A 23,946-nucleotide genomic window follows, 5' to 3' on the forward strand; every position below is an offset into this window, starting at 1 on the left:
GGGAGCGCGGGAGCAAATCGGACAGGCCGTTCGTTGTCCGGGTATGGCTGTCGCGTTCTTGCTCTACGTCTTCGCCGAGATCGCCGCGATCTGGGCGGTGGGCTCGGCCGTCGGCGTGCTCGGCACGCTAGGCCTCCTGCTGGCCGGCGCGTTCTTGGGCTCCTGGCTGGCCCGCCGCGAGGGCGGCAAGGCGATGAGGGCCTTCGTCGCGGCGGCCCGATCGGGGCGGCCGGCGGAGAAGGAACTCACTGACGGGATGCTGGTCGGGCTGGGCGGGGTGTTGATCCTGGTCCCGGGCTTTGTCAGCGACGTGCTCGGCTTGCTCCTGATCCTGCCGCCCTCCCGGGCGGTGGCCCGCCGGCTGTGGCTGAAGCGGATGGAGAAGCGAGCGGTCCGGTTCGCGAATCAGCGTCGCGGGCCGGTGATGGTGGTGGACAGCGAGGTCGTTTCTTCAGAGGAACCGGGGCGGAAGCCACCTACGGTGATCGAGGGACGGATCGTCGAGAACTAGCCACGCTCGGCCCGGCACCCGAACCTTGCCACAATGTGCACGTGGAGCGTCTGAAGACCACATCCGCGGTGCGCATCCGGATGAGCAAGCAGAAGTCCCGCAACACCGGGATCGAGATGGCGCTGCGCAGAACTCTGCACGGCGCCGGATTTCGGTACCGGGTGCACAGACGACCGGTCAAAGGCGTGCGACGTGAGGCAGACCTGGTGTTCGGTCCCGCCCGTGTCGCTGTCTTCGTCGACGGATGCTTCTGGCACGGCTGTCCGGAACACGCCACGTGGCCCAAGAACAATGCGGAATTCTGGCGCGAGAAGATCGAAACAAACCGTAGGCGGGATGCCGACACCGACGCGCGGCTCCACGAGGCCGGTTGGCTCGCAGTCCGGATCTGGGAACACGAGACCGTGGAGGTTGCCGCAGACCGGGTCATCACGGCGGTCCGGCAACGTCGTTGAACGTCAGGCGTCTTTCACCAGTCCGTCGACCCCGTTGCGAGTGTCCTTCCAGCTTCGTTTGACGCACCGGTCCAGCTTCGCGACGTCAAGTTCCTTGCCCATGGCTGCGGCCAGGACGTGGGCCGCCAGTCGCGGCGGGATCGCATTACCGATCTGTTGGGCGATGCCCCGCCCGGACCAGGGATAATCAGGCGGGAAGGTCTGCAATCTGCCGGCTTCGTGGTCGGTGAAGCGGTCAGGCATGCCCTTCGAACGAGAATGGATCAGACGGTTGCGGGAGACCTTACCGGTGACGGTGAAAGCAGGCTCGGTCGACAACCGTTGGCCACGCGCTTTCGGGTCGCCACCGGTGCCGTAGTTGGACACCACCGTGACCTGCTCCGACCAGCCCAGCGCCTCCCCCATCGTCTTCCACGGACGTAAGCGAGGATCGCCTTCGCCGCGCGCCGCCCCCTTGCGATAGCGCCGGTGCGTGGGCTTGGGGAGCTTTGCCTCGCCGTCACGCCGGGCGATCAAGATCGCCCGGCGACGTGTCTGCGGAACTCCGAATTCCTCAGTGTGGAGGATTCCACAATCGACGCTATACCCGCGTTCTTCCAGCACTCGAGCGTACGCCTGCCATACCGGCAACACAGCGGGAACCTGTTCGAGAACAATCGCCTCGTACGGAACGCCCGCGTCCAGCGCCCACCGCAGGGGCTCCAGCACCAAGCCGGTGCGTTCGTCGTCCAACTGCGCGAGGTCGTCCTCGCTGACACCGTTGCCCTCAGCGACAGCATCAACGAAGGTAAGCACCCGATCCAGCGCACGCCTCCCGGCTCCCTGACCGGCGACAGTGTATGTCTGGCACGGAGGCCCTCCACTCAGAAAACGGGCCTTCGGGTAGTCAGCGGGCTTCGACAGCCGAACATCGCCGTGCTCGGTGTGCAACCTCGCTTGCTCGCGAGTGACGCAGGCATCGTCGTCCCATTCGATGCCGACGACGGACACGCCGAGCCAGTGGGCGGCGACATCGAGGCCGCCCGGACCGGCGAAGAGGTCCACCATCTCGACCTGCGCCTGTATCGGCAAGGCCAACTGTCCGTCGGTCATGGCTCGGAAGTCTATAAGTCCGGTGCGACTCTTCTGACGAGCCATGAATCCGACACGCCGGCGGCTGACCCGCTCGGCGCGTGACACGTTCGTGACCACACGGAGTAACGGATACAGCTGTCCGCGCGACATGATCGATCACGGAGGGGTTGTTTCCGGCAATCCTCACCAGTCCGGGGTTCACTCGTTCGAGGCATCTGACGGTGAGGCGGCCAGCACCTAACGTGGGGGTGAGTCGAGGGTGACCCCGGCTCGTCGATGCACCCGGACACGGAGTTGGAGGATCGGTGACCGACAAGTTCGACCAGCAGTACGCCGCGTTTCTCGACTTGGTGGACACCGGTACGCCGGAAAGCGCCATCAAGAGGATGGAACTCTTCGGCGCCGAGGACGAACTGCTCCAGCGGATCGCCGAGCGGCACGAGCGCGAAACCATCCGGATCAGGGAGCGCGAGGAACCGCGCAGCGTCATCCTCGACAACCGCTACACCTGGTACACCGGCCCCCGGCCACGCGACAGGTACTGGCCGGCACTCGAAGAGCTCTTGCGGAAGTCAGGGTGGTCGGAGTCGAGCCTCGACGACCTCGACAGCGCATCGACCAAGGTCGTCTCCCTGCTGAGTCACCCGCACGTGCCCAAGTTCTCGACGAAGGGCCTGGTCGTCGGCTACGTCCAGTCCGGCAAGACGACCAACTTCACGGCCGTGACGGCGAAGGCGGCCGATCGCGGTTACAAGCTCTTCATCGTGCTCGCCGGCATCCACAACGGCCTTCGTCGGCAGACGCAACTTCGCCTCGTCGACCAGTTGGTCAAGCCGAATCCATCGCGCTGGCTCCAGCTCACCGACCCCGACAAGGACTTCACGCCGCCGGCCAATGCGGCCGCCTACCTGTCCAAGAACAACAAACAGCACGTCCTGTGTGTGATCAAGAAGAATCCTCGCGTCCTCGAGAAGTTCTCGGCGTGGCTCGAGACGGCTTCGGAGTACCTGGCCGACTGCCCCGCGTTGATCATCGACGACGAGGCCGACCAGGCAACGGTCGCCACCGAAACCATCAACCCGTTGATCATCGAGATCCTCGGACGCCTGCCGAAATCGGCCTACGTGGGGTACACGGCGACCCCGTTCGCGAACCTGCTGATCGACCCTTCGGTCAAGAACCTGTATCCCGAGCACTTCATCGTCAACCTCCCCAAGCCGGAGGGTCACTTCGGGACCGAGGTGTTGTTCGGCCGGGACGTGATGGACGGCGAAGACCCCGAAGACGTCTTCGACGGGTACGACATGATCCGACAGGTCCCCGAGTCCGAGGTGGACCTCGTACGCCCGAGCTCACGCGCCGACGCCGACGGCTTTCACCCGGTGCTGACGGACACGCTTCGAACGGCGATCCGGTACTTCTGGCTCAGCACTGCTGCACGTCGGGTACGCAAGGCAGGAAATCCGCACTCGACGATGCTGGTGCACACGAGTGTCAACACCGCCGTCCACAACAGTTTCAAGCACCCCCTCACGAAGCTCCGCAACGAAAGCGAGGCCTTGCTGCGGGCTGGGGACACCGCGCTCCTGGCCGAGCTCCGCGAGCTCTGGGAGAGCGAAACGGCGCGCGTGCCCGCGGACCTGTTCGGCGAGCAAACGGTGACTTTCGACGAGCTGACGCCACTCCTTCCCGGTGTGCTGCACGATTGCCGGATCATCATGGACAACTCCGGCAGCAAGGACCGCCTCGACTACGAGAACGGTCCGGTCGTCGCCATCGCGGTCGGCGGTAACACCTTGTCCCGTGGTCTGACGCTCGAAGGCCTGTCCGTGAGCTTCTTCGTGCGCTCCGTCTCAGCGTACGACACGCTGCTCCAGATGGGGCGATGGTTCGGCTTCCGCAACGGCTACGCCGACCTTCCCCGCATCTGGATGACCGACGAGCTCCGCGACTGGTTCCGCCACATCGCGACGGTCGAGAGCGAGATGCGGCGCGACATCGACGTATATATGGTCGAGGACAAGACCCCGATGACCTTCGCCGTCCGACTGCGCACGCATCCGGCCCTTCGCGTGACGGCGGCCGCCAAGATGACCAACGCCGTCCCCTCGGCGTCGGCCTATGGCGGCCTGCGCATCCAGACGCGCTATTTCCGCACCGACCACGACTGGCTCGCAGACAACCAAGCAGCAGCTTGTCGGCTCGTCGGCAAGGCCGTGCTCGAGGGCAGTCCGGAATCCGGCAGGCAAGACGGCAACGTGCTCATCCGCGGGGTTCCGCACGAGCTGGTCACGGACTTCCTGCGCGAGTACCGATTCCACGAGAAATCCCAGGAGTGTGATTCCAAGCTGTTGACCGGCTACATCGCGAAGCGCATCGCCAGGTCCGGCGCGCTGCGCGGCTGGAACGTCGCCATCATCGGCGGTTCGGCAGGCACGAACTCTCCGAAGGAGTTCACCTTCGCCGACGGTTACACCGTCCGGATGGTCACTCGTTCGGCGCTGCCCGGCGACGACACCGGCACGGTCGACATCAAGACTCTGATGAGCCGCCGAGACGCGGCGATCGATCTCGATATCTCACCGGTGCGGGGAGAGTTGACCGAAGAAAAGATCAAGGCGTTGCGGCTCCAGCAGAGCCCGGACACTGCTCTCCTGGCGCTCTATGCGATTGACAAGGACTCGGGACCCGAGCCCCGTCGCACCCACAGCCGTCGCGCGCTGGACGCTGCCGAAGACGTCATCGGCGTCGGGCTCGTGTTCCCCCCGCCTTCGTCGGACGATTCGACGGTGGAGTGGCAGTACGTGGCCACCAACCTGGCGAAGGTTCCGATCGAGGAAGAGGATCTGAGCGGCCTCGACGCGGTGGACGACTGATGGCTGCACACCTGCGGAAGGTCGTCGACGACCATTGGGGGCGACTCGAAGAGGAACAGGTTTCCAGCCCGCAACGGGTCCGCACGTCCGACCTCCCGGTGGCGACCCCGTTGGGGCCGCTGCTCGCGGCCGTGGATCACGCGGGTAACCGCCACCTCCTCGTGCCGCTCACAGCTCACCAACACGTCCGGCTCGATCGGGGTGGCGCAGCACTGACCGTACGGGAGCGACCACTCGAAAACGATCAGGTTTACGAGCGGTATGCCGATCTAGGCTGCGACCGGAGGGATCTTGACGGTGTGTTCACAGGACTTGTCGTCAACGTGCTCGATGCTGTCGAAGAAACCCCTGATCGGCCACTGAAAGCGCTATACACCGTAGTCAGTCAATGGCGTGCGTTGTTCCAGCATTCTCCGGCACCGTTGAGTCCGGATCGGTTGGCGGGCCTGTTCGGCGAGCTGGTCGTGCTGAACGAACTCCTTGCGCAAGAGAGCACGGCCGTCGACTTCTGGACGGGTCCCGCCGGACACCGTCACGATTTCACCGTCGGCACGCAAGGGGTCGAGGTGAAGACCTCCACCGCGGCGACGGGACGTAAAGTCCGCATCCACGGCGTCGAGCAGCTCCAGCCACCGACGGATGGAACTCTCGACCTGGTGTGGATCCGCGTAGAACGGGTCGCCGAGCAAGGCAGCACGCTCTCCGATCTCGTCGATCGTGCGCGCCGGACCGGCGACGACGACACCGGATTGCTCTTCAAACTCGCCGAAGCCGGTTACCGACCGGCCGATGCAGACCTATACCAGGACGTGCGCTTCGCAGTTCGCGAGCAATGGTGGTACGAGGTGGATGACGACTTCCCCCGTATCGCTCCTTCATCGGTTCCCTTCGGGATATCCGACCTCGACTACACCGTCGACCTGGACCAGCAGCAGCCAGAAGTCACCGACGCCCGTGAAGTCCGTGATCGGATCGCCCGGATCACCCAGGAGAGCAAGTGACAACAGCGGCCTGGCACTCACAGACGTTCCCGCCCGAGGGGGCGAGTGCGGCCGAGGGGATCCGCAACCAACTCGGCAGGCCTGAGTTGGATCTGCTGACGATCCTCGTTCGCGAGTCCGCGCAGAACAGCTGGGATGCACGTACCGGCGAGACGGCCGTCGACTACCATCTCGATCTGAGAGTCGTCAGCCCGGCGCACGCACCGGTGTGGCGGGAGTTGCTCACCCGCAACGTACCCGCTCACGAGCAGCTGCCGCTGCGGCAGTCGATCTCGAGCCCGGTCATCCGCATCCTGACGGTTTCGGACCGCGGGACAACCGGCCTCGGTGGCCCCACACGCGCAGACAACGCGGTGGTCGAGAACCACGACTTCGTGTCCTTCATCAGGAACATCGGCGAACCGAGGGACACCGAACTCGGCGGAGGCACCTACGGCTTCGGCAAAGGGATCTTCTACCTCTTGAGCAGGCCAGGGACCGTGCTGGTGCACACGCGGTGTCGAGTCGCCGATGGGTTCGAGACGCGGCTGATGGGCTGCGCCCTCTGGAAGAGCTACGCCGAAGGCGAAGGGCTCTCCGGTCGCAGGTACACCGGACGGCATTGGTGGGGCGCCCATTCCCCGGACGGCGTGGTCGAACCGCTGATCGGCGCCGAGGCCGATGCCACCGCGGAGCGACTGGGTCTGCGCACCTATGGTTCGGAGGAGACCGGTACCACGGTCGTGGTCGTCGACCCCGATCTCGGCGAACGGGAGATCCAGGACGCCGGGAGCTACTTGGCGGAGACGATAGCCTGGAACCTCTGGCCGAAGATGCTGGCCGAGGCCGACGACGGCACTCCTCCGATGCGGTTTTCCGTGCAGTGCGACGGCATCACGGTTCCTGTCCCGGATCCACGCGAGACCATTCCGCTGGACATGTTCGTCACCGCGTACGAAGCGATGCGGTCGGAGGAAACCGGCAAAGAGCTCTGGTACCAGGGGCACCCCCGGACGAAACTCGGGATGCTCGGACTCGAGAAGCGCTTCGTTCCGCCGTTCACCGAGACTCCCGCAGCCGAGACGGCAGGTATCGCAAGCACCGTTCACCATGTCTGTCTCATGCGGACAGCGGAACTCGTGGTCACCTACCACGCCGGACCGATGCCGGCGGCCGAGTACGTATCCTACGCCGGCGTCTTCCGCGCAGACGTCGAACTCGACAGCACGTTCGCGTCCTCCGAACCACCCACTCACGACGCTTGGAACTGGCAATCGCTCGAAGGTCAGGACAAACGATTCGTCAAGATGGCGTTCACCCGGATCAAGGAATCGATCGAGGGCTTGATCGAGATCGACGGCCGAATCCGGACTAGCTCATCAGAGATCTCGCTGGGCGCCGCGAGCCGCTCGTTCTCCGATCTCGTGGCGGGTGCCTCGGGTTTCGGCGGAGCGTCCGACTACCGACGAGCATTCAAACCGGTGAAGCCGACAACACCGGCCGGAACTGTCCACCTGTCCGGGGACCTCTACGACGCCGGAAGCGGCACAGCTTCCCCGCTACAGGATGAGACCGGCCCTGCAGCCGACAGGCCGGGCAGAGGCCGGCCCCGGGTGGAGTATCTCGATGCGCCGTACTACGAGATCCGCGCGGGACAAGTCCTGCTGATCCAGGCGTTCCGCGTCTCCGCACTCGGCATGCACCGCTGCACCGCCGACCTCGGCGTCGCTTTGGCCGGAACCAGCAGCAGGGAAACTGACCCACCGCGAGGAGCCGACGAACCGCGCTTCTTCGGCTGGGAAGGTCCCGACGGTGCTCTCCACACTGATCCGGCGCAGATCCTCGAAGGCGGCGAAGACGTCTGGCGCCTCCTTGTCCGGCCGGCACCCGACACGACGACCGAGATCGCGGTGCACGCCCAGCGCAAGGAGATACAGCGATGAGCATGCAAGCACCGCCCTATCGCACGGCCCCCGCGGGGTCTGTCGTGGCCGGACCGTGGCAGTGGCTGATCGACGATGTCCCCACTGAACTGCCGGACGCCCTGAGCGACTGGGACTACCGCATGGATTTGTCCTTGCGGCAAACGGTGACCGTCGATGTCGGTCTGGTCCGACAGGCCACCGGGCTTTCCCCGACCGCGAAGTTGACACTCGCGATGATCTGGACCGCGTCCGGCTCGGGGCTGAAGGCGGCGGGCGACCGCATTCCCCTGCCGGCGTCGGGCATCGCGAACGTCGACCTGACCGCGGTGTTGCCCGGCAATCAACTCGGTGGCGTCCTCGGCCTGGAAACCACCTTGGTGCTCGCCGAATTCGCCGACGACGGCGGATTGGCTTCGCCCCGCCGAGCCGGGTCGATCCTGTGGACCAGCAAATACGAGACCCGACTCCAGGGCGATGCGCCGCTCTTCCCTATTGCCGTCGTCGACTTCGCCAAGACCCAATATCCCGAGGACGCCGGCTGGCACGTGGAGATCGGTGGCGACCTCGAAACGGCCACCATGGGTGCGTTGCTCCTGCTGGTGAACGAACGCAAACGAGTACTGGTCGACGCCATGCGCAACGCGGCCAAACCGCGCCCCGTCGACCGCGTGGTGTTGTCCAGCGTGCACGCGGACGTCGCTCGCACCTTGGTGGAGCACGCGCTGAACGACCAGGATTTCAGTCTCGAAGTCGACTTCGGCGAAGAGACCATCGGCAGCACACTCCAAGCGCTCGTCGGTCGTTTTTTCCCGGGCCAGAGCTTGACCCATCTGCGCAGGCAGCAAGCGCAGTCGCCGACCTCGTTCGCGACCGACCTCCAGCACGCTGTTCGGATTTTCGAGGAGTCCTGATGAGCCTCCTGTACCCGCGTCTGCTGCCTCGGCAGGCCCACAAGCTGTACGAGGAGTACAAGTCACTGACCATCGAGGAACTCGAACTGCGCACTGCGCTGCGCAACGACTCCGCCGTTTACGCGGCCACGGGTGGTGATCGGGTCGCCGAGAAGGATCTTGACAGGCTGCGTCAGGCGATTGTCGCCGTGGCTCGCGACGCCGGCTTCCCGAACCGATCGACGCCCGCCACAAAGAACGACTTCGACCGCAGGGTCGCCGAGTTGCTCCACCGCACGGCGGGGCTGGCTCCCGCCGAAGCAGCTTCTCGCGACATCTGGGTGTTCCTCGCTCTCGTCGTGCTGCCGGACGTCTCATTCTGGCGATTCGAGAAGCGAACCGACGAGCGCTTCCTCGCCAAGGACCTGACAAGGCACGTGTTCGGCCGCCTCTGGTGGCGAGCCCACCTCGTCCACGACACCGACAGTTCCGCTCCCTACGCCGCATTGAACATCCTAGGCGAAGGTGCCTTCGACCAGATTTACGCACGTCGACGTGCGCTGGGCGGCAGTCCCCAGCTGGTCCGCTCGATCCTGCACGTGTGGCACGAAATCGACACCGGCGGACTGAACGAGACCGAGTTGCTGAAAGACTTCCTGAAGCGCTTGTTGCGACTAGGCGCCTTCATGTCTTTCGAGACACTCCACGACGATCAGCTCAACGCCGAGGTGCGCCGAGCAGCACAGGACTCTTTGGATGCGTTCCAAGCGGAACGCCGCCCTCGGCACGCGCTCGAGCACGCCCGCGGGTGAAGCCGACAGCTAGTCCACGGATGGCTTGGGGATGTCGAAGTAGCTCGAGAAACGCACCGCCGGGGCGTACTCGCCCTTCACCTTCACCCGGCCCGTCACGAACATCGCCGCTACCGCCGCGTTGCCCGTGGCCATGCGGATGAAGTCCTCCACCGACAACGTGATCGTTGTGTCCGGCGTCCGGGACAGGTCCGTCGACGAGACGCACACCCCGTCCTCGATCACCGTCTGGAAGCGGTCGTAGCCGTCCTCGCCTGAGCCGTCCGAAAAGCGCCACGAAACCACGAAATCCACGTGACGGGCACGGGTCGGCGAGAAATGCTCGGACATTCGCCGGAATATCTCGTCCAGAAATACTGCGCGCAGCTCTGAATGAGAAGCGATCGCCTTCAGCTGGTCGCGGGATGACTGGCGGACCACGTCCACCAGTACGTCCGTCGACAACGAGCTGAGCTCGATGCCTGCTCCCGCTTCTCCCAGCATGTGCAGGGTTTCGAGGACCTGGGTGAACTGCGCGGGCGTCAGGCGCCCGATGACCAGCTTCTCCGCGAACGCGTTCACCACGTGGCCGCCGCGGTGACGGTGGGCGCGGGGGAGACGCCATTTCGCGTTTCGGGGCACGGGCGAACTATACGGGGTGCGGCAGGTCGAAGAAACCGATCAAGCCCGCCGCGAAGGCCAGGTCGCCTTTGACTTTGATTCTTCCCGTGACGAACAACACCGCCGGCGTTGCCTGGTGGGTGATCAACCTGAAGAAGTCGACCGGGGCGATCGTGATCGTGACGCGGGGGCGTCCGTTCGGGGAGCGGCTCACCGTGCACGCACCGTGGGAGATCGCCGTCTCGTAGCGGTCGAAGCCGCCTTCGCCTGAGCCGCCCGAGAGGCGCCAGTGGACCACCGCGTGCAGGTCGCGGGCCCTTTCTGGCCTGATGTGCGCGCCCATGCGGGCGAAGATCTCGTCCAGCACCCGCTCTCGCAGCAACCGGTCGGCGACGACGCTCTCCAACTGGGCTCGCGACGCCGAGGCCACCAGGGATGCGAACCGGGCCGGGTCCACCTTGCTCAGGTCGAACGCCGGGGCACGGGAGGCCAACCGGAGGAGCGCGTTCAGCAGCCTGCGGAAGTCGTCCTTGCGGAGGTCACGCGGGTTCAGCGCGTCGGCCAGCATGTTGACGTCGAGGGCGTGCGCCTCGGGGCTCAGCGGGTCCAGCCGCTCCAGTGCGTCGAGCAGCGCCGCGCCACGGAGGTCCGCGATCCGATCGGCGCTGGTCATCCCCGCGTTGTCGGCCATGGTCACCCCTCTCAAGTTACCCACGTGTAAGGCTACCCGTCAGTAGGTAGGCGGGCAAGCGTGCCGAAATCACTCTCCCGGGTCCACTGCCGGTACCGTCTCCGGGCAGCAACGAGGAGGTCCAGCGTGTCAGAGGAAGATCAGCGTCCGCCCGAACGGGCCAGGCGGCTGCCGCGCGCGGTGCGTGAGCGGCAGATCCTGGACGCGGCCGTCCAGGTCTTCTCGCGCCACGGCTACCACGCCGCGTCGATGGACGAGATCTCCGACGTCGCCGGGGTCTCGAAGCCGATGATCTACACCTACCTCGGCTCGAAGGAGGACCTCTTCGGCGCGTGCATCCGCCGGGAGGCGACGCGCCTGCTCGAGGCCATCCAGGCCGGCGTGCAGCCCGACCTGCCGCCGGACATGCAGCTCTGGCACGGCCTTCGATCGTTCTACCGCTTCGTCGCCGAGTACCGCGAGTCGTGGACGGTCCTGCACCGGCAAGCCCTGACCGTCGGTGGCGCCTTCGCCGCGGAGATCACCGACATGCGGGCGCGCGCGATCCAGCTGGTCGCCGTGCTCGTCGTCTCCGCCGGCACCCGCAAGGGCGTCGGCGAGCAGGCCGAGTTCTCCGGCGAAGGCCTGTCCGCGGCACTGGTCGGGGCGGCCGAGTCGCTGGCCGACTGGGCCCTCGACCACCCCGACATCTCCGACGGCGTCCTGGCGTCCTGGCTGATGAACCTCGTCTGGCTCGGCTTCAACGACCTCATCGAAGGCTCGGTCTGGAAGCCGTCAGAGTGAGCTGATCGTCCCCTCGAGGTGCGGCTTCGCCTTGCTCCACAGCTCGAACGCCCAGCCGTCGCCCACCGACCACGACGTGAAGCCCGCCTTGGCCGGCAGCAGCACCGGCTGCTTGAAGCGGACGTCCACCGTGAACGCCTCCGGCAGCCGCCCCTCGAACGCCGCCAGCGCGTGGGCCTTCGTCCACATCCCGTGCGCGATTGCGCGGGGGAAGCCGAACAGGCGCGCCGTCAGCGGGTGCAGGTGGATCGGGTTGCGATCGCCCGAGACCTCCGCGTAGCGCCGGCCGATGTCGGCCGGGACGCGCCAGATCGCGTCCGGCGTCGGCGGGGCCAGCTGCTCCCGGCGGGAAGAGCCGGAGCCTGCGCCGCGACGCAGGTACGTGCTGACGTCGACCCAAACGAGGTGATCACCGGCCCAAGCTTCGCTGACGACGTCGAACTGACGGCCCTTCTCGTGCGGACGCAGGTTCTCCGCCCGCACACGCACGGTCAGCGGCTCGGACAGCCGCAACGCGCGGTGCTGGGTGATCCGGTTCGCCACGTGCACCATGCCGAGCAGCGGGAACGGGAAGCCCGGCTCGGTCATCAGCGCCATCTGCAGCGGGAACGCCAGCATGTGCGGGTACGTCGCGGGCAGCTCGTCGCTCAGCCGGAAACCGCAGACCGTGTTGTACGCCGCGAGGTGCGCCGGGTCGACGACGACGCCGGTGCGCACCAGCTCCGTGTCCGGCAGCGAATCCCCGGACGGCTTGTGCAGGACGCCGCCGAGCAGCGCCTTCGGGTACAGCGTGGCCAGGCTCGGCGTGCTGTCGAGTTCGCGGATCGCCACGTCACGCCCCCAGCAGGGCCTGGCCGCAGACGCGGACCACGTTGCCGTTCACTGCGGACGACGCCGGGTTCGCGTACCAGGCGATCGTCTCGGCGACGTCGACCGGCAGCCCGCCCTGGCCGAGGCTGGACAGCCGCCGCCCGGCTTCGCGGATGAACAGCGGGACCGCCGCCGTCATCTTGGTCTCGATGAACCCGGGCGCGACGGCGTTGATCGTGCCGCCGTACTCCGCGAGCTGCGGGGCGCCGACGTTCACCATGCCGATGACACCCGCCTTCGACGTCGCGTAGTTCGTCTGGCCGACGTTGCCGGCGATGCCCGCGATCGACGAGACGCCGATGATGCGGCCGTTCTCGTTCAGCACGCGGTCGGCGAGCAGCTTGTCGTTCACGGCGAGCTGTGACGCGAGGTTCACGGCGATCACCGAGTCCCAGGCGCTCTCGCTCATGTTGCCCAGCGTCTTGTCGCGGGTGATCCCGGCGTTGTGCACGACGATGTCGACGCCGTCGTGGCGCTCCTTCAGGTACTCCGCGAGCTTCGCGGGCGCGCTCGGCGACGTGATGTCGAGCTGCAGCGACGACCCGTCGACCTTGTTGGCGACCTTCGACAGGTCGCCGCCCTGCGCGGGGATGTCGAGCGCGACGACGTGCGCGCCGTCGCGGGCCAGCACCTCGGCGATCGCCGCGCCGATGCCGCGGGACGCGCCGGTGACCAGCGCGACCTTGCCGTCGAGGGGCTTCTCCCAGCTGGCCGGGGCGGTGGCCGTCTTGCCCTCGGTGCCGATCCGGATCACCTGCGCGTCGACGAACGCCGACTTCGCCGAGAGCAGGAAGCGCAACGTCGACTCCGTCGCCTCTTCGGCGCCGTCGGCGACGTACACGAGCTGGGCGGTCGCGCCGCGCTTCAGCTCCTTGCCCACCGAGCGGATGAAACCTTCGAGCGCACGCTGGGCGATCCGCTCACGGCCCTCGACCTGCTCCGGCGGCGTGCCCAGCACGACGACCCGGCCGGACGGGCCGACGCTGCGGATCACCGGGTGGAAGAAGTCGTAGACCTCGCGCAGGCGGGCGGGGTCGGTGACGCCGGTGGCGTCGAAAACCAGCGCAGCGTGCCGGTCGGCCGGGGTGGAGATCACCTCGATGCCCGCGTCGGCGAGCTGGTCCCGGAGGGTTTTCTCCAGCCGTCCGCCGGGCGCGGCGCCGAGGAGTGCGGGACCCTCGAGGGCGGGTTGCCCGGGCCGGTACCGGCGCAGCGTGGCGGGGTTGGGCAAGCCGAGCTTCGGCACCACGAACTTCCCCAGCGGGGTTTTCGTGAACTGCTGGTACCTGTCAGCCATCGGTTGCCTCCCGTGCCGTTCGCGTCACTTCGCAGTCTAACCTACTCCTGAGTAGGTTAAAGTGTGCAAGAGCCGACGAGAGAGGTGGAAGTCATGCCGCCGAAGAAGACACCTGCCGTTCGCAAGGTCGCGATCATCGGGGGCAACCGGATCCCCTTCGCGCGGTCCAACGGCCCGTACGCGAAGGCGTCGAACCAGGACATGTTCACCGCCGCGCTCGACGGCCTGGTCAGCCGCTTCTCGCTGCAGGGCGAGGTGATCGGCGAGGTCGCGGCCGGCGCCGTGCTCAAGCACTCGAAGGACTTCAACCTGGCCCGCGAGAGCGTGCTGGGCAGCAAGCTCTCGCCCGCGACACCCGCGTCCGACGTCCAGATGGCTTGCGGCACCGGGCTGCAGGCCATCATCAACGTCGCGAACAAGATCGCGCTCGGCCAGATCGACTCGGCCATCGCCGGCGGCGTCGACACCACGAGTGACGCCCCGCTGGCCGTGAACGAGGACCTGCGCCAGATCCTGATCGGGCTCAACGCCGCGAAGACGCTCGGCGACCGGCTCAAGCTCGTCGCGAAGATCCGGCCCGGCCACATCGTGCCGGCGATCCCGCGCAACGCCGAACCGCGCACGGGCCTCTCGATGGGCGAGCACGCCGCGCTCACCGCGAAGGCCTGGGAGATCACCCGCGAGGCCCAGGACGAGCTGGCCGCGAGCAGCCACCAGAAGCTCGCCGCCGCCTACGAGCGCGGGTTCTTCGACGACCTCGTGACGCCGTTCCTCAAGCTCGCCCGCGACCAGAACCTGCGCCCGGACTCGACCGCGGAGAAGCTCGCCAAGCTCAAGCCGGCGTTCGGCGGCCCGGACGGCACGATGACCGCGGGCAACTCGACGCCGCTGACCGACGGCGCGTCGACGGTCCTGCTCGCCACCGACGAGTGGGCGAAGGCGCACAAGCTGCCGGTGCTGGCGTACCTGACGTTCTCGCAGACCGCGGCGGTCGACTACGTCCACGGCGACGAGGGCCTGCTGATGGCGCCCGCCTACGCCGTGCCGCGGATGCTCGCGCGCGCCGGGCTGTCCCTGCAGGACTTCGACTTCTACGAGATCCACGAGGCGTTCGCGTCGCAGGTGCTGGCCACGCTCAAGGCGTGGGAGGACCCGGCGTTCGCCAAGGAGAAGCTGGACCTTGAAGAGCCGCTCGGCGCGATCGACCGGGCGAAGCTCAACGTCAACGGCTCGTCGCTGGCGGCCGGGCACCCGTTCGCCGCGACCGGCGGCCGGATCGTCGCGACGCTGGCGAAGCTGCTGCACGAGAAGGGTTCGGGCCGCGGCCTGATCTCGATCTGCGCGGCCGGCGGCCAGGGCGTCACCGCGATCCTGGAGAAGTAGCGCGCAAAGCCGTGAAGGCCTCCTTACCGGCTCTTATGGCCGGGAAGGAGGCCTTCACGGCTTTTGGCCTCAGTTGGGGAGCGCCTTCTGGGCGCGCTTCGCGAGCTTGTTCGCGCGCTTCTCGGCCTTGCGGCTCAGCTTGCCGGCCGCGGCGCTGACGTCCTTCGCGGCGTGACGCGCACGCCAAGCCGCCGACGGCTTCCCGTGCGTGTCGCCGACCGCGAGCAGCAGGCCGCCGGCCAGGCTCGCGTTCTTGAAGAACTGGACCTGCTGCTGCTGGCGCTCGCCGGGGTCCTTGATGGTCCAGAAGTTGTGCGTCGCCAGCGTGGTCGGCACCAGGCTGCCGAGGAGCAGCCCCGCCGCGAGCCGCGGCGCCTTGCCGGACGCGAGCGCGAGACCGGCGCCGATCTTCACGGCGGCGTCGATCCGGACGAGCGTCACCGGATCACGCGGAACCTGCTCGGGGACGACGTCGCCGAGCTTGTCGAACGCGTTGTTGAGGAACGGTTCCGCCGCCTTGGCGTGGCCCTCGGCCTGCCTCAGCGCATTGATCCCGCCCGTCACGAAGATCGTGGCGAGCAGGGGACGTGCCACTCGACGGAGTATCACGGTCATAGCCTTCCTCGTACGGGCCGCTGCCTGGTCGAACCTACTCCGTGGATGCCCGCTCGGCCCGTGCTCGAATCCTCATCGCTCTTTCTGGCTCTTTATAGTCATGAGTCTAGAGATGACTATAAAGATCGAGCGTTGACCTTGACGCTGCGTCAACTTCTATCGTCGAAGTCATGGAGTGGTCGATCCAGGACATCGCCCGCTCGGCGGGGACCACGAGCCGGACGCTGCGCCACTACGGCGCGGTCGGCCTGCTCGAGCCCAGCCGGATCGGCAGCAACGGCTACCGCTACTACGACGAGCAGGCACTCGTCCGGCTGCAGCGGATCCTCTTGCTGCGCGAGCTCGGTCTCGGGCTGCCGGCCATCGCCGAGGTGCTCGAGGGGCAACGCGACAGCGCCGCGGCCCTCGAAACCCACCTGGAGCTGCTCGAAGACGAGCAGCGGCGGATCGGACGGCAGATCGAATCGGTCCGCACGACGCTCCGGAAACTGAAGGGAGGTGAACGACTGATGGCACAAGAAGTCTTCGACGGCTTCGACCACACGAAGTACGAGAAGGAGGTGACTTCGCGCTGGGGCGCCGAGGCCTATCGCCGCGGCAACGAGTGGTGGAACTCGATGTCGGCGGAGGAGAAGAAGGCCCACCAGCAGGAGCAGCGTGACATCGCGGCGGCGTTCGGCGCGGCGTCCGGGCTCGCCCCTGACTCCGACGAGGTGCAGGCGATCACGCGGCGGCTGCACGAGTGGCTGCTCGGCCCGGTCGCGACGGTGTCGAAGAGCTACTTCGCGGGCCTGGGCCAGTTGTACGTCGACGACCCGCGCTACGGGTTCGAGGGCGAGACGGCGGAATTCGTCCGGGACGCGATGAAGATCTACGCGGAACGGAACCTGACCGACCAGTGACGCGTCGTAAGAGCGCACTGGGGGTAGGGACGAGCAGGGCTGCAGACCTGTTCGTCTCTATGTACGGCCATCCGGTCGAACCTCGGCGACACGCGCTAGGCGTCTATGGCGGAATATCGGGCTCGCGCTAGATACGCCGATAGCTTGGCAGAGTGGACCCCATCCGCAACCCCTTCGCGCCGGGCGCCGGGCAGCGGCCGCCCGAGCTGGCCGGGCGCGAGCGTGAGCTGCATGCCTTCGAGGTCGTGCTCGAGCGGGTTGCCCGGGGGAGACCCGAACGCAGTCTCGTCCTCACCGGGCTCCGGGGTGTCGGCAAGACCGTGCTGCTCGGGGAGCTGCGGGCGATGGCCGTGCGGCACAAGTGGGGTGCCGGGAAGATCGAGGCGCGGCCGGATGCCGAGCTGCGGCGGCCGCTGTCGGCCGCGCTGCACCGGGCCATCCGGGACCTTGCCGTGCGGCATCGGGCGCCGGATCGGGTCGAAGAGGTGCTCGGTGTCCTGAAGGCGTTCGCGCTGCGGGCCAACAAGCCCGATGCCAAGCTGCGCGACCGGTGGCAGCCGGGCATCGACGTGCCCGCCGCGCAGGGGCGGGCCGACTCCGGGGACATCGAGATCGACCTCGTCGAGCTGTTCACCGACGTCGCCGAGCTGGCCGCGGACGTCGGCACCGGCGTCGCGCTGCTCATCGACGAAATGCAGGACCTGCAGCCGGACGACGTCTCGGCGTTGTGCGCGGCCTGCCACGAGCTGTCGCAGTCCGGGGCGCCGCTCGTGGTCGTCGGCGCCGGGCTGCCGCACCTGCCCGCCGTGCTGTCGGCGTCCAAGTCATACTCCGAGCGGCTCTTCCGGTACTCGCGCATCGACCGGCTCAGCCGCGAGGACGCCGACTTCGCCGTGATGGCGCCGATCGAACGCGAGGACGCCGGCATCGAGCCGGAAGCCCTCGACGCGCTCTTCGACGCCTCCGGCGGCTACCCCTACTTCATCCAGGCCTACGGCAAGGCGGCCTGGGACGCGGCGCCGTCCGACCCGATCACGGTCAAGGACGTCCAGGTCGCCGCGCCCGAAGCGGAGTCGGAGCTGGCCGTCGGCTTCTTCGGCTCACGCTACGAGCGCGCGACGCCGGCCGAGCGCGAGTACCTGCAGGCGATGGCCGAGCTGACGCAGGGCCGCGACGAGCCCGCCGGCACCGCCGACGTCGCCGTGTTCCTCGGGCGCAAGCCGTCGTCCCTGTCACCCGCGCGCGACAGCCTGATGAAGAAGGGCCTCGTCTACTCCGCCGAGCGGGGGCAGATCGCCTTCACCGTCCCGCACTTCGGCCACTACCTGCTCGGCCGCGACTGACCTGCGCTTTCCGGCTCTCTCGCGGCCTATCCGCGTCGATACTTCTCTCTAGCTCTGATGCTAGAGAGAGTTAGACAGCAGTAGCAGGTTGCTCCGCGGTGACGGCCGCCACCCTGAATCTCTCCGGTTCGCACCCAGATCTGCCGATGATTCATCGGCAAGTGCGCCACATCACCGGATATTCGTTGGAGTCTTTGTGAAAAAAGGTGCATACTAGAAGCACAAGCCACCGAGACCCTCCGAAGGGGATGCAGAAACCGATGAACAACATCGCCGCCAAGCTCCGTGCCCGTCGCGCCGAGGCTCGCACTCGCCGGGCGCTGAACCGGGCGATCGACACCGCCGCCACCGCGACGGTCCGTCAGGAACTCATCGCGATCGCGCAGGCTCGTTCCGGCTACATGCGCTGATCTCTCACCCCGTGGTGGTCGCCCATTCGAGTGACCTAGACCACATAGTGCTCACGATGTAACGCCACGCGAAGTGGCGTCGATACCCCGTACGACCCCGTGATGCTGGCGGACCCCCGACCTGGCAGCATCGCGGGGTTTCCCATGTGCGCGGCAATGTCCGGGGCAGGAAATTTCGCTTGCCTCCGCCGGGTCGCACAGTATTCTTTGACTTCGTCAACGAGTTTGTTGAGGTGGTCAATGAACGACGCTCGGCTGGCCGACCGCGTCTCCGCGGTCCGCGCCTTCAACCGGCTCTACACCGGAGTGATCGGCGTACTCGACGAAGGACCGGCGGACGCGGAGTACTCGCTCCCCGAAGCCCGCGTGCTCTTCGAACTCGCCCACCAGGCCCCCCTGCCGGTGACCGACCTGCGCAAGCGCCTCGACCTCGACGCGGGTTACGCCAGCAGGCTGCTCGCGCGTCTCGAGGCACGTGGGCTGATCGTGCGCGAACGGTCCGAGGAGGACGCCCGCCGTCAGCTCTTGCGCCCGACAGCGGCGGGCCGGGACGCGTTCGCCGTGCTCAACCGCCGGTCCACCGAGCAGATCGCCGGGCTGCTCCGCCGCTTCGCCGACGAAGACCAGCAGCGCCTGCTGACCGCGATGCGCACGATCGGCGACCTGGTCGGCGACCGCCGTCGCGACCCCGCCCTCGTCCTCCGCCCGCCACGTCCGGGTGACCTCGGCTGGGTGGTGGAACGTCACGGCGCGTTGTACGCCCGCGAGTACGGCTTCGACGCGCGGTTCGAAGCCCTCGTCGCCCGGGCCGTGGCCGGCTTCGCCGAGAGCCACGACGATCCGCGGCAGGCGTTCTGGATCGCCGAGCTCGACGGCGAACGCGTCGGCAGCATCGGCTGCGGCCGGGGTTCCGGCGAAGACACGGCCCAGCTGCGGCTGCTCCTGCTCGAGCCGTCGGCCCGCGGCCACGGCGTGGGCAAGCGGCTGGTCGCCGAGTGCGTCGAGTTCGCCAGGGCGCACGGCTACCGGGCGATGGAGCTGTGGACGATGTCGGTGCTCACCGCCGCGCACGCGATCTACCGCGCCACCGGGTTCGAGCTGGTCGCGGAAGAGCCGGACGACGGCTTCGGGCCGGCGCTGACCCGCCAGTTCTGGCGCCTGGAGTTCTGACGCGGTTGGCTGGCACCGTGACGGACTACGTCGACGGGTACTGCGAACGGGTCGCGCCCGGGCTCTGGGGAGAGCCGTTCAACAGTGTCAGCAACCTCGCCTTCCTCGTCGCCGCCGTGCTGGTCTGGCGGCTCGCCGAGGGCGATCGGACCGGGCGGCTGCTCGCCGCGTCGATCGGTCTGGTCTTCGCGGCCGGCGCGGCTTTCCACCTGCTCGCGACGCGCTGGGCGGCCGTCGGGGACTCGGCGGCCATGCTGGTGTTCGCACTGGTCTACGCCGTGCTGTTCCCGCGCGTGTTCTTCGGTTGGCGATACTCGTGGCTCGCCGCGCCGGCGTTCCTCGCGCTGACCGTCGGCACCGCGCTGCTGGGTGGCGGGCTCTACCTCTCCACACTGATCGGACTCGGAGCCTTCGCCGCGATACTCGGCTTCGCCCGCGACGCGTACTGGACGCACTACGCCGTCGCGGGCGCGGTGTTCGCGCTTTCGCTTTCCCTGCGCGCGCTCGACCGGGACGTCTGCGACTACGTCCCGGTCGGCACGCACTTCCTCTGGCACCTGCTCAGCGGCCTGGTGCTCTACCTCGTCTCGCGGACGATCGTCCTGGCGAACCGTCCTTAGTGGACACCGACGGGACGCAGGTCCTTGTCGTGCTCGTCGGCGTGGTAATCCTCGGGATTGGTGTCGTCGGTGCCGTTGAACACCTTCATCCGCCGCGCGATCACCGTGCCGATCACCACCACCACCAGGTTGCCGATCAATGCCACGAACCCGACGTAGATCTGCACCTGCGAGCCGGCGAACGGGTGCCAGCCGAGGAGCGACAGGTTGCCCAGCGGCAACGCCGAGCCACCGAAGTGGAGCTTTCCGTTGGCGGCGTTGGGGATGCCGTACAGCATGAGCAGGCCCCAGGCGATGCCGACGACCCAGCCGGCGATCAGGCCGACGCGGTGGAACCAACGCGTGTACAGCGCGAGCGCCACCGCCGGCAGCGTCTGCAGGATCAGGACCCCGCCGATGAGCTGCAGGTCGATGGAGAACTGCGGGTCGAGCAAGAGGATCACCACGACCGCGCCGAGCTTCACGACCAGCGAAGCCAGCTTCGCCTGCTTCGCCTCTTCCTTGGGCGTCGCGTTCTTGCGGATGTACTCCTTGTAGATGTTCCGCGTCCACAGGTTGGCCGCGGCGATCGACATGATCGCGGCCGGCACCAGCGCGCCGATGCCGATCGCGGCGAACGCGATGCCGGCGAACCACGACGAGAACTGGCTGTCGAACAGCAACGGGACGATCGTGTTGCTGTCCGGCTTGCCGGTGGCCGCGTTGGTCAGCGGCTTGACGCCCGCCGTGATCGCGACGTAGCCGAGCAGGGCCAGCAGGCCCAGCACCAGCGAGTACGCCGGGAGCGCGACCATGTTCCGCTTGATGACGTTGCGGCCGCGCGAAGCCAGCACGCTGGTCAGCGAGTGCGGGTAGAGGAACAGCGCGAGTGCCGAACCCAGCGCCCACGTCGCGTACTGCAGCTGGTTGTTGGCGTTGAGCAGGATGCCGTCGGCCTTCGTCGGCGTGGCGTCGTACTTCTTGGCCGCCATGTCGAAGATGTGCGACCAGCCGCCCAGCTTCGCGGGCAGGTAGACGATCGCCACCAGGATCACGACGTAGATCAGGATGTCCTTCACGAACGCGATCAGCGCGGGCGCCCGCAGGCCGGACTGGTAGGTGTAGAACGCCAGGATGACGAAGGCGATCAGCAGGGGCAGGTGCCCCACGATGTCGCCGCCGTTGATGCCCATCGTCCGCAGCACGGCTTCGAGGCCGACCAGCTGCAGCGCGATGTACGGCATCGTCGCGACGATGCCGGTGATCGCGATCAGCAGGGCGAGGGTCGGGGAGCCGAAGCGGCCGCGCACGAAGTCGGCCGGGGTGACGTAGCCGCGCACCCGCGAGACCGACCACATCCGCAGCGCCGGGAGCAGCACGATCGGGTAGACGACGATCGTGTACGGCAATGCGTAGAAGCCGAGCGCGCCGGCGCTGAACACCAGCGCGGGCACCGCGACGAACGTGTACGCCGTGTAGAGGTCACCGCCGAGCAGGAACCACGTGATCCACGAGCCGAACTTGCGGCCGCCGAGACCCCACTCGTCCAGGTGGTCCAGCGTGCTGCCCCGCTGCCAGCGCGACGCCATGAACCCGAGGACGGTGACCAGCGCGAACAGGATCGTGAAGATGACCAGCTGCGGCCACTCCAGGTTGCTCATCGGGCGTCCCCCTCGTCCAGGTCGTCGACGCTCAGCTTGTCCGCCGCGTCAGCGGTCGGCTTGTCCCGCGTCATCACGTAGACGATCCAGGTGCTCAGCACGCCGACGACCACGAAGGCGAGCTGGAACCAGTAGAAGAACGGCATCCCGAACAGCCGTGGACCGTCCACGTTGAACAACGGCGTGACCAGGATCAGCAGGGGGACGATCAGGAGCAGGTTCCAGGGACTGAACTGGAACCCGCGCACCTTCCCGTCGTGCTTCGCAGTCGACATCGACCTCACCTAACACTCCCGTAACCGACTGCCTGACCTTAGAACCTGGGTGACAGCCAGTCACGTCTGTCCGATATCGATTTGATCGCCGGCGCCGATGCCGACCAACGTCGGTTGCCGCGTTCCGGCGAGCCCGATATCAATAGGCCGACTCCGCACGCAAAACCCAAAAGGGGCAACCGTATGACTCGACTCCGCTACGCGGTGGTGATCCCGGCGGTTGCCGGCACCCTGCTGGCCGGGTTCACTCCGGCGTTCGCCGGTCAGGAGGTCGCGGCGGGTAATCAGCCGCAGAGCTCCGTCCCGGCGCAGTACGCGAACCAGAAGCTCGACTGGCACAAGTGCGCTGTCCCCTCCGAGCTGCCGACGGCCCCGCCCGCGGGCGCCGAGGACATGGAGTGCGCGACCTTCAAGACACCGCGCAACTGGTACCAGCCGAACGCCCAGATCGACCTGACCATCGCGGTCAGCCGCCTCAAGGCGACCAAGGGCGCGACGGCCAGCGTCGTCACCAACCCCGGCGGCCCGGGCGCGCCCGGCCGCAACTTCCCGGCCCGCCTGCGCAACCAGCCCAAGCTGCGCGAGCACCAGGAGATCGTCGGGTTCGACCCGCGCGGCACCGGCAAGAGCACCAACATCACCTGCGGCGGCGCCATCGGCACCGGCTCGGACCTCGACCCGCGCGACCGCAGCCGCGAGAACCTCAACCTGATCCTGCAGGCGACGAAGTACGCGGCGCTGTCCTGCCAGCAGAAGTCCGGCGAACTCGGCCCGCTGATCAACACCGACCAGACGGTCAAGGACATCGACCTGCTGCGCGTGCTGCTCGGCCGCGACAAGATCAACTGGGTCGGCTACTCGGCGGGCACGTGGATGGGCGCGCACTACGCGCAGGCCTACCCCACGCACACCGGCCGGTTCGTGCTCGACTCGTCGACCGAGTTCACCACGACCTGGCAGAAGTCGTTCGACTGGCAGCCGCTCGGCTTCGAGCGCCGCTGGCGGCAGGACTTCCTCCCGTGGATGGCGAAGTACGACAAGCTCTACCACTTCGGCACCACCGGCGAGGCGGCCCGCCAGACCTACGAGCAGGTCCGCTACGCCCTGACCCAGGGCGCGGTCACCCTGCCCGACGGCTCGACCGTGTCGGCCAACGGCCTGGACTCCTTCATCGCGTCGAACATCTACTCGAAGCGGTCCTTCCCCGGTCTGGCCGACTACCTGGTCAGCGTCCGCACGCTGACCCAGGGCACCGCCTCGGCGCAGGCCAAGTCCTCGGCCGCGCAGAAGCTCAAGGCCGCCGACAAGAGCACCGAGACCTCCGGCGCGCAGCCGCTGATGGTGCCGACCGACGGCGACTCCTACGACGCCAGCTTCTGGACCATCCCGTGCAACGAGGGTCCGTGGACCGGCAGCACCCAGAGCGCCATCCGGCAGTCGCAGAAGCTGATCGACCAGCAGCTGCCCCTGCTCGGCGCGGGCTGGTTCATCCAGCCGTGCCTGTTCTGGAAGAAGCCGCCGGCCCCGCTGCCGGTGCTGGACGGCCGGGGTGTCCCGCCCGTGCTGATCGTCGAGTCGGAGCACGACCCGGCGACGCCGATCGAGGGCGCGCGGCGTGCGCACAAGGCGTTCGCGGGTTCGCGGATGCTGACCATCACCGGTGAGGGCGACCACGGCATCTACGCCGGCGGCAACGCGGGTGTGGACAAGGTCGTGGAGGCCTACCTGGTCGACGGCGTCGTGCCGAACGACCAGAGCCTGCCCGGCATGCCACTGCCGGTGCCCGCGGGCGCCTGACACCACAACGGGTAGTGGAAGCCCCGC

23 protein-coding genes are annotated in these 23,946 nt (G+C 67.5%); 15 read left to right on the top strand and 8 right to left on the bottom strand.

Annotated features, from left to right (window positions below):
- The first annotated feature begins 43 nt into the window (after window positions 1-43).
- Window positions 44-511, top strand: coding sequence for an FxsA family protein (locus AB0G28_RS06035; RefSeq protein ID WP_361083423.1), 468 nt, complete (start codon window positions 44-46; stop codon window positions 509-511).
- 80 nt (window positions 512-591) lie between these two features.
- Window positions 592-966: a very short patch repair endonuclease gene (locus AB0G28_RS06040; RefSeq protein ID WP_361084126.1), complete on the top strand. Its 375-nt coding sequence runs from the start codon at window positions 592-594 to the stop codon at window positions 964-966.
- 3 nt (window positions 967-969) lie between these two features.
- Here AB0G28_RS06040 and AB0G28_RS06045 read toward each other — a convergent pair whose 3' ends face one another.
- Entirely contained in the window at window positions 970-2,058 is a 1,089-nt protein-coding gene (locus tag AB0G28_RS06045) for a DNA cytosine methyltransferase (RefSeq protein ID WP_361083425.1), read from the bottom strand.
- A gap of 287 nt (window positions 2,059-2,345) precedes the next feature.
- Between AB0G28_RS06045 and AB0G28_RS06050 the strand changes: the two genes are divergently transcribed.
- From AB0G28_RS06050 to AB0G28_RS06070, 5 genes are read left to right on the top strand one after another with little or no spacing between them, the layout of a single operon-like run.
- Window positions 2,346-4,916 carry a Z1 domain-containing protein gene (locus AB0G28_RS06050; RefSeq protein WP_361083427.1) on the top strand — a complete coding sequence of 857 codons (2,571 nt, stop codon included), beginning with the start codon at window positions 2,346-2,348 and terminating at the stop codon, window positions 4,914-4,916.
- Complete coding sequence (locus AB0G28_RS06055; RefSeq protein ID WP_361083429.1) at window positions 4,916-5,917, top strand: PD-(D/E)XK motif protein; 1,002 nt, start codon at window positions 4,916-4,918, stop codon at window positions 5,915-5,917. Before AB0G28_RS06050 ends, AB0G28_RS06055 begins: the two co-directional genes overlap by 1 nt.
- On the top strand, window positions 5,914-7,839 hold the full coding sequence (locus AB0G28_RS06060) for a hypothetical protein (RefSeq protein WP_361083431.1): 1,926 nt from the start codon (window positions 5,914-5,916) through the stop codon (window positions 7,837-7,839). The genes AB0G28_RS06055 and AB0G28_RS06060 overlap by 4 nt, the downstream gene beginning before the upstream one ends.
- Complete coding sequence (locus tag AB0G28_RS06065; RefSeq protein WP_361083433.1) at window positions 7,836-8,732, top strand: hypothetical protein; 897 nt, start codon at window positions 7,836-7,838, stop codon at window positions 8,730-8,732. Before AB0G28_RS06060 ends, AB0G28_RS06065 begins: the two co-directional genes overlap by 4 nt.
- Entirely contained in the window at window positions 8,732-9,523 is a 792-nt protein-coding gene (locus tag AB0G28_RS06070; protein WP_361083435.1) for a DUF6339 family protein, read from the top strand. Before AB0G28_RS06065 ends, AB0G28_RS06070 begins: the two co-directional genes overlap by 1 nt.
- Before the next feature lie 9 nt (window positions 9,524-9,532).
- Here the strand turns inward: AB0G28_RS06070 and AB0G28_RS06075 are convergent, their stop codons facing one another.
- Window positions 9,533-10,084: an alkyl sulfatase C-terminal domain-containing protein gene (locus AB0G28_RS06075; RefSeq protein ID WP_361084129.1), complete on the bottom strand. Its 552-nt coding sequence runs from the start codon at window positions 10,082-10,084 to the stop codon at window positions 9,533-9,535.
- Between the two features lie 67 nt (window positions 10,085-10,151).
- Window positions 10,152-10,814: an SCP2 sterol-binding domain-containing protein gene (locus tag AB0G28_RS06080; protein WP_361084132.1), complete on the bottom strand. Its 663-nt coding sequence runs from the start codon at window positions 10,812-10,814 to the stop codon at window positions 10,152-10,154.
- 126 nt (window positions 10,815-10,940) lie between these two features.
- Here AB0G28_RS06080 and AB0G28_RS06085 point away from each other — a divergent pair, with 126 nt between their 5' ends.
- Window positions 10,941-11,597 (top strand): TetR/AcrR family transcriptional regulator, encoded by a 657-nt coding sequence (locus AB0G28_RS06085; protein ID WP_361083436.1) that lies wholly within the window; start codon window positions 10,941-10,943, stop codon window positions 11,595-11,597.
- Here the strand turns inward: AB0G28_RS06085 and AB0G28_RS06090 are convergent.
- On the bottom strand, window positions 11,589-12,428 hold the full coding sequence (locus tag AB0G28_RS06090; protein ID WP_361083438.1) for a MaoC/PaaZ C-terminal domain-containing protein: 840 nt from the start codon (window positions 12,426-12,428) through the stop codon (window positions 11,589-11,591). The two genes, AB0G28_RS06085 and AB0G28_RS06090, sit on opposite strands and share 9 nt — an antisense overlap.
- Window position 12,429: 1 nt before the next feature.
- On the bottom strand, window positions 12,430-13,764 hold the full coding sequence (locus AB0G28_RS06095) for a 3-oxoacyl-ACP reductase (RefSeq protein WP_361083440.1): 1,335 nt from the start codon (window positions 13,762-13,764) through the stop codon (window positions 12,430-12,432).
- Window positions 13,765-13,857: 93 nt separating this feature from the next.
- Here AB0G28_RS06095 and AB0G28_RS06100 point away from each other — a divergent pair, with 93 nt between their 5' ends.
- Window positions 13,858-15,147, top strand: coding sequence for an acetyl-CoA C-acetyltransferase (locus AB0G28_RS06100; protein WP_361083442.1), 1,290 nt, complete (start codon window positions 13,858-13,860; stop codon window positions 15,145-15,147).
- 69 nt (window positions 15,148-15,216) lie between these two features.
- Here the strand turns inward: AB0G28_RS06100 and AB0G28_RS06105 are convergent, their stop codons facing one another.
- Window positions 15,217-15,762: a DoxX family membrane protein gene (locus AB0G28_RS06105; protein ID WP_361083444.1), complete on the bottom strand. Its 546-nt coding sequence runs from the start codon at window positions 15,760-15,762 to the stop codon at window positions 15,217-15,219.
- A 170-nt stretch (window positions 15,763-15,932) separates the two neighbouring features.
- Between AB0G28_RS06105 and AB0G28_RS06110 the strand changes: the two genes are divergently transcribed.
- The 5 genes from AB0G28_RS06110 (at window position 15,933) to AB0G28_RS06130 (ending at window position 20,207) form a co-directional block, all read left to right on the top strand.
- A complete protein-coding gene (locus tag AB0G28_RS06110) occupies window positions 15,933-16,664 on the top strand; it encodes a MerR family transcriptional regulator (protein WP_361083446.1) in 732 nt (243 codons plus the stop codon).
- A gap of 152 nt (window positions 16,665-16,816) precedes the next feature.
- The gene (locus tag AB0G28_RS06115; RefSeq protein WP_361083448.1) at window positions 16,817-18,007 is read left to right on the top strand and encodes an ATP-binding protein; all 1,191 of its coding nucleotides are present in this window, start codon (window positions 16,817-16,819) and stop codon (window positions 18,005-18,007) included.
- A gap of 260 nt (window positions 18,008-18,267) precedes the next feature.
- Window positions 18,268-18,417 (top strand): hypothetical protein, encoded by a 150-nt coding sequence (locus tag AB0G28_RS06120; RefSeq protein WP_167344411.1) that lies wholly within the window; start codon window positions 18,268-18,270, stop codon window positions 18,415-18,417.
- A 240-nt stretch (window positions 18,418-18,657) separates the two neighbouring features.
- Window positions 18,658-19,587: a helix-turn-helix domain-containing GNAT family N-acetyltransferase gene (locus AB0G28_RS06125; RefSeq protein WP_361083450.1), complete on the top strand. Its 930-nt coding sequence runs from the start codon at window positions 18,658-18,660 to the stop codon at window positions 19,585-19,587.
- Between the two features lie 17 nt (window positions 19,588-19,604).
- The gene (locus AB0G28_RS06130) at window positions 19,605-20,207 is read left to right on the top strand and encodes a hypothetical protein (protein ID WP_361083452.1); all 603 of its coding nucleotides are present in this window, start codon (window positions 19,605-19,607) and stop codon (window positions 20,205-20,207) included.
- On the opposite strand, the gene mctP is transcribed toward AB0G28_RS06130, so the two are convergent.
- The gene (gene mctP, locus AB0G28_RS06135; protein WP_361083453.1) at window positions 20,204-21,847 is read right to left on the bottom strand and encodes a monocarboxylate uptake permease MctP; all 1,644 of its coding nucleotides are present in this window, start codon (window positions 21,845-21,847) and stop codon (window positions 20,204-20,206) included. The genes AB0G28_RS06130 and mctP overlap by 4 nt on opposite strands.
- Window positions 21,844-22,122 carry a DUF3311 domain-containing protein gene (locus AB0G28_RS06140; protein WP_361083455.1) on the bottom strand — a complete coding sequence of 93 codons (279 nt, stop codon included), beginning with the start codon at window positions 22,120-22,122 and terminating at the stop codon, window positions 21,844-21,846. The genes mctP and AB0G28_RS06140 overlap by 4 nt, the downstream gene beginning before the upstream one ends.
- A 183-nt stretch (window positions 22,123-22,305) precedes the next feature.
- Between AB0G28_RS06140 and AB0G28_RS06145 the strand changes: the two genes are divergently transcribed.
- The gene (locus AB0G28_RS06145; RefSeq protein WP_361083457.1) at window positions 22,306-23,919 is read left to right on the top strand and encodes an alpha/beta hydrolase; all 1,614 of its coding nucleotides are present in this window, start codon (window positions 22,306-22,308) and stop codon (window positions 23,917-23,919) included.
- Window positions 23,920-23,946 lie beyond the last annotated feature (27 nt).

This window comes from Amycolatopsis sp. NPDC021455 (assembly GCF_040640995.1).
In the GTDB taxonomy this organism is placed as follows: domain Bacteria; phylum Actinomycetota; class Actinomycetes; order Mycobacteriales; family Pseudonocardiaceae; genus Amycolatopsis.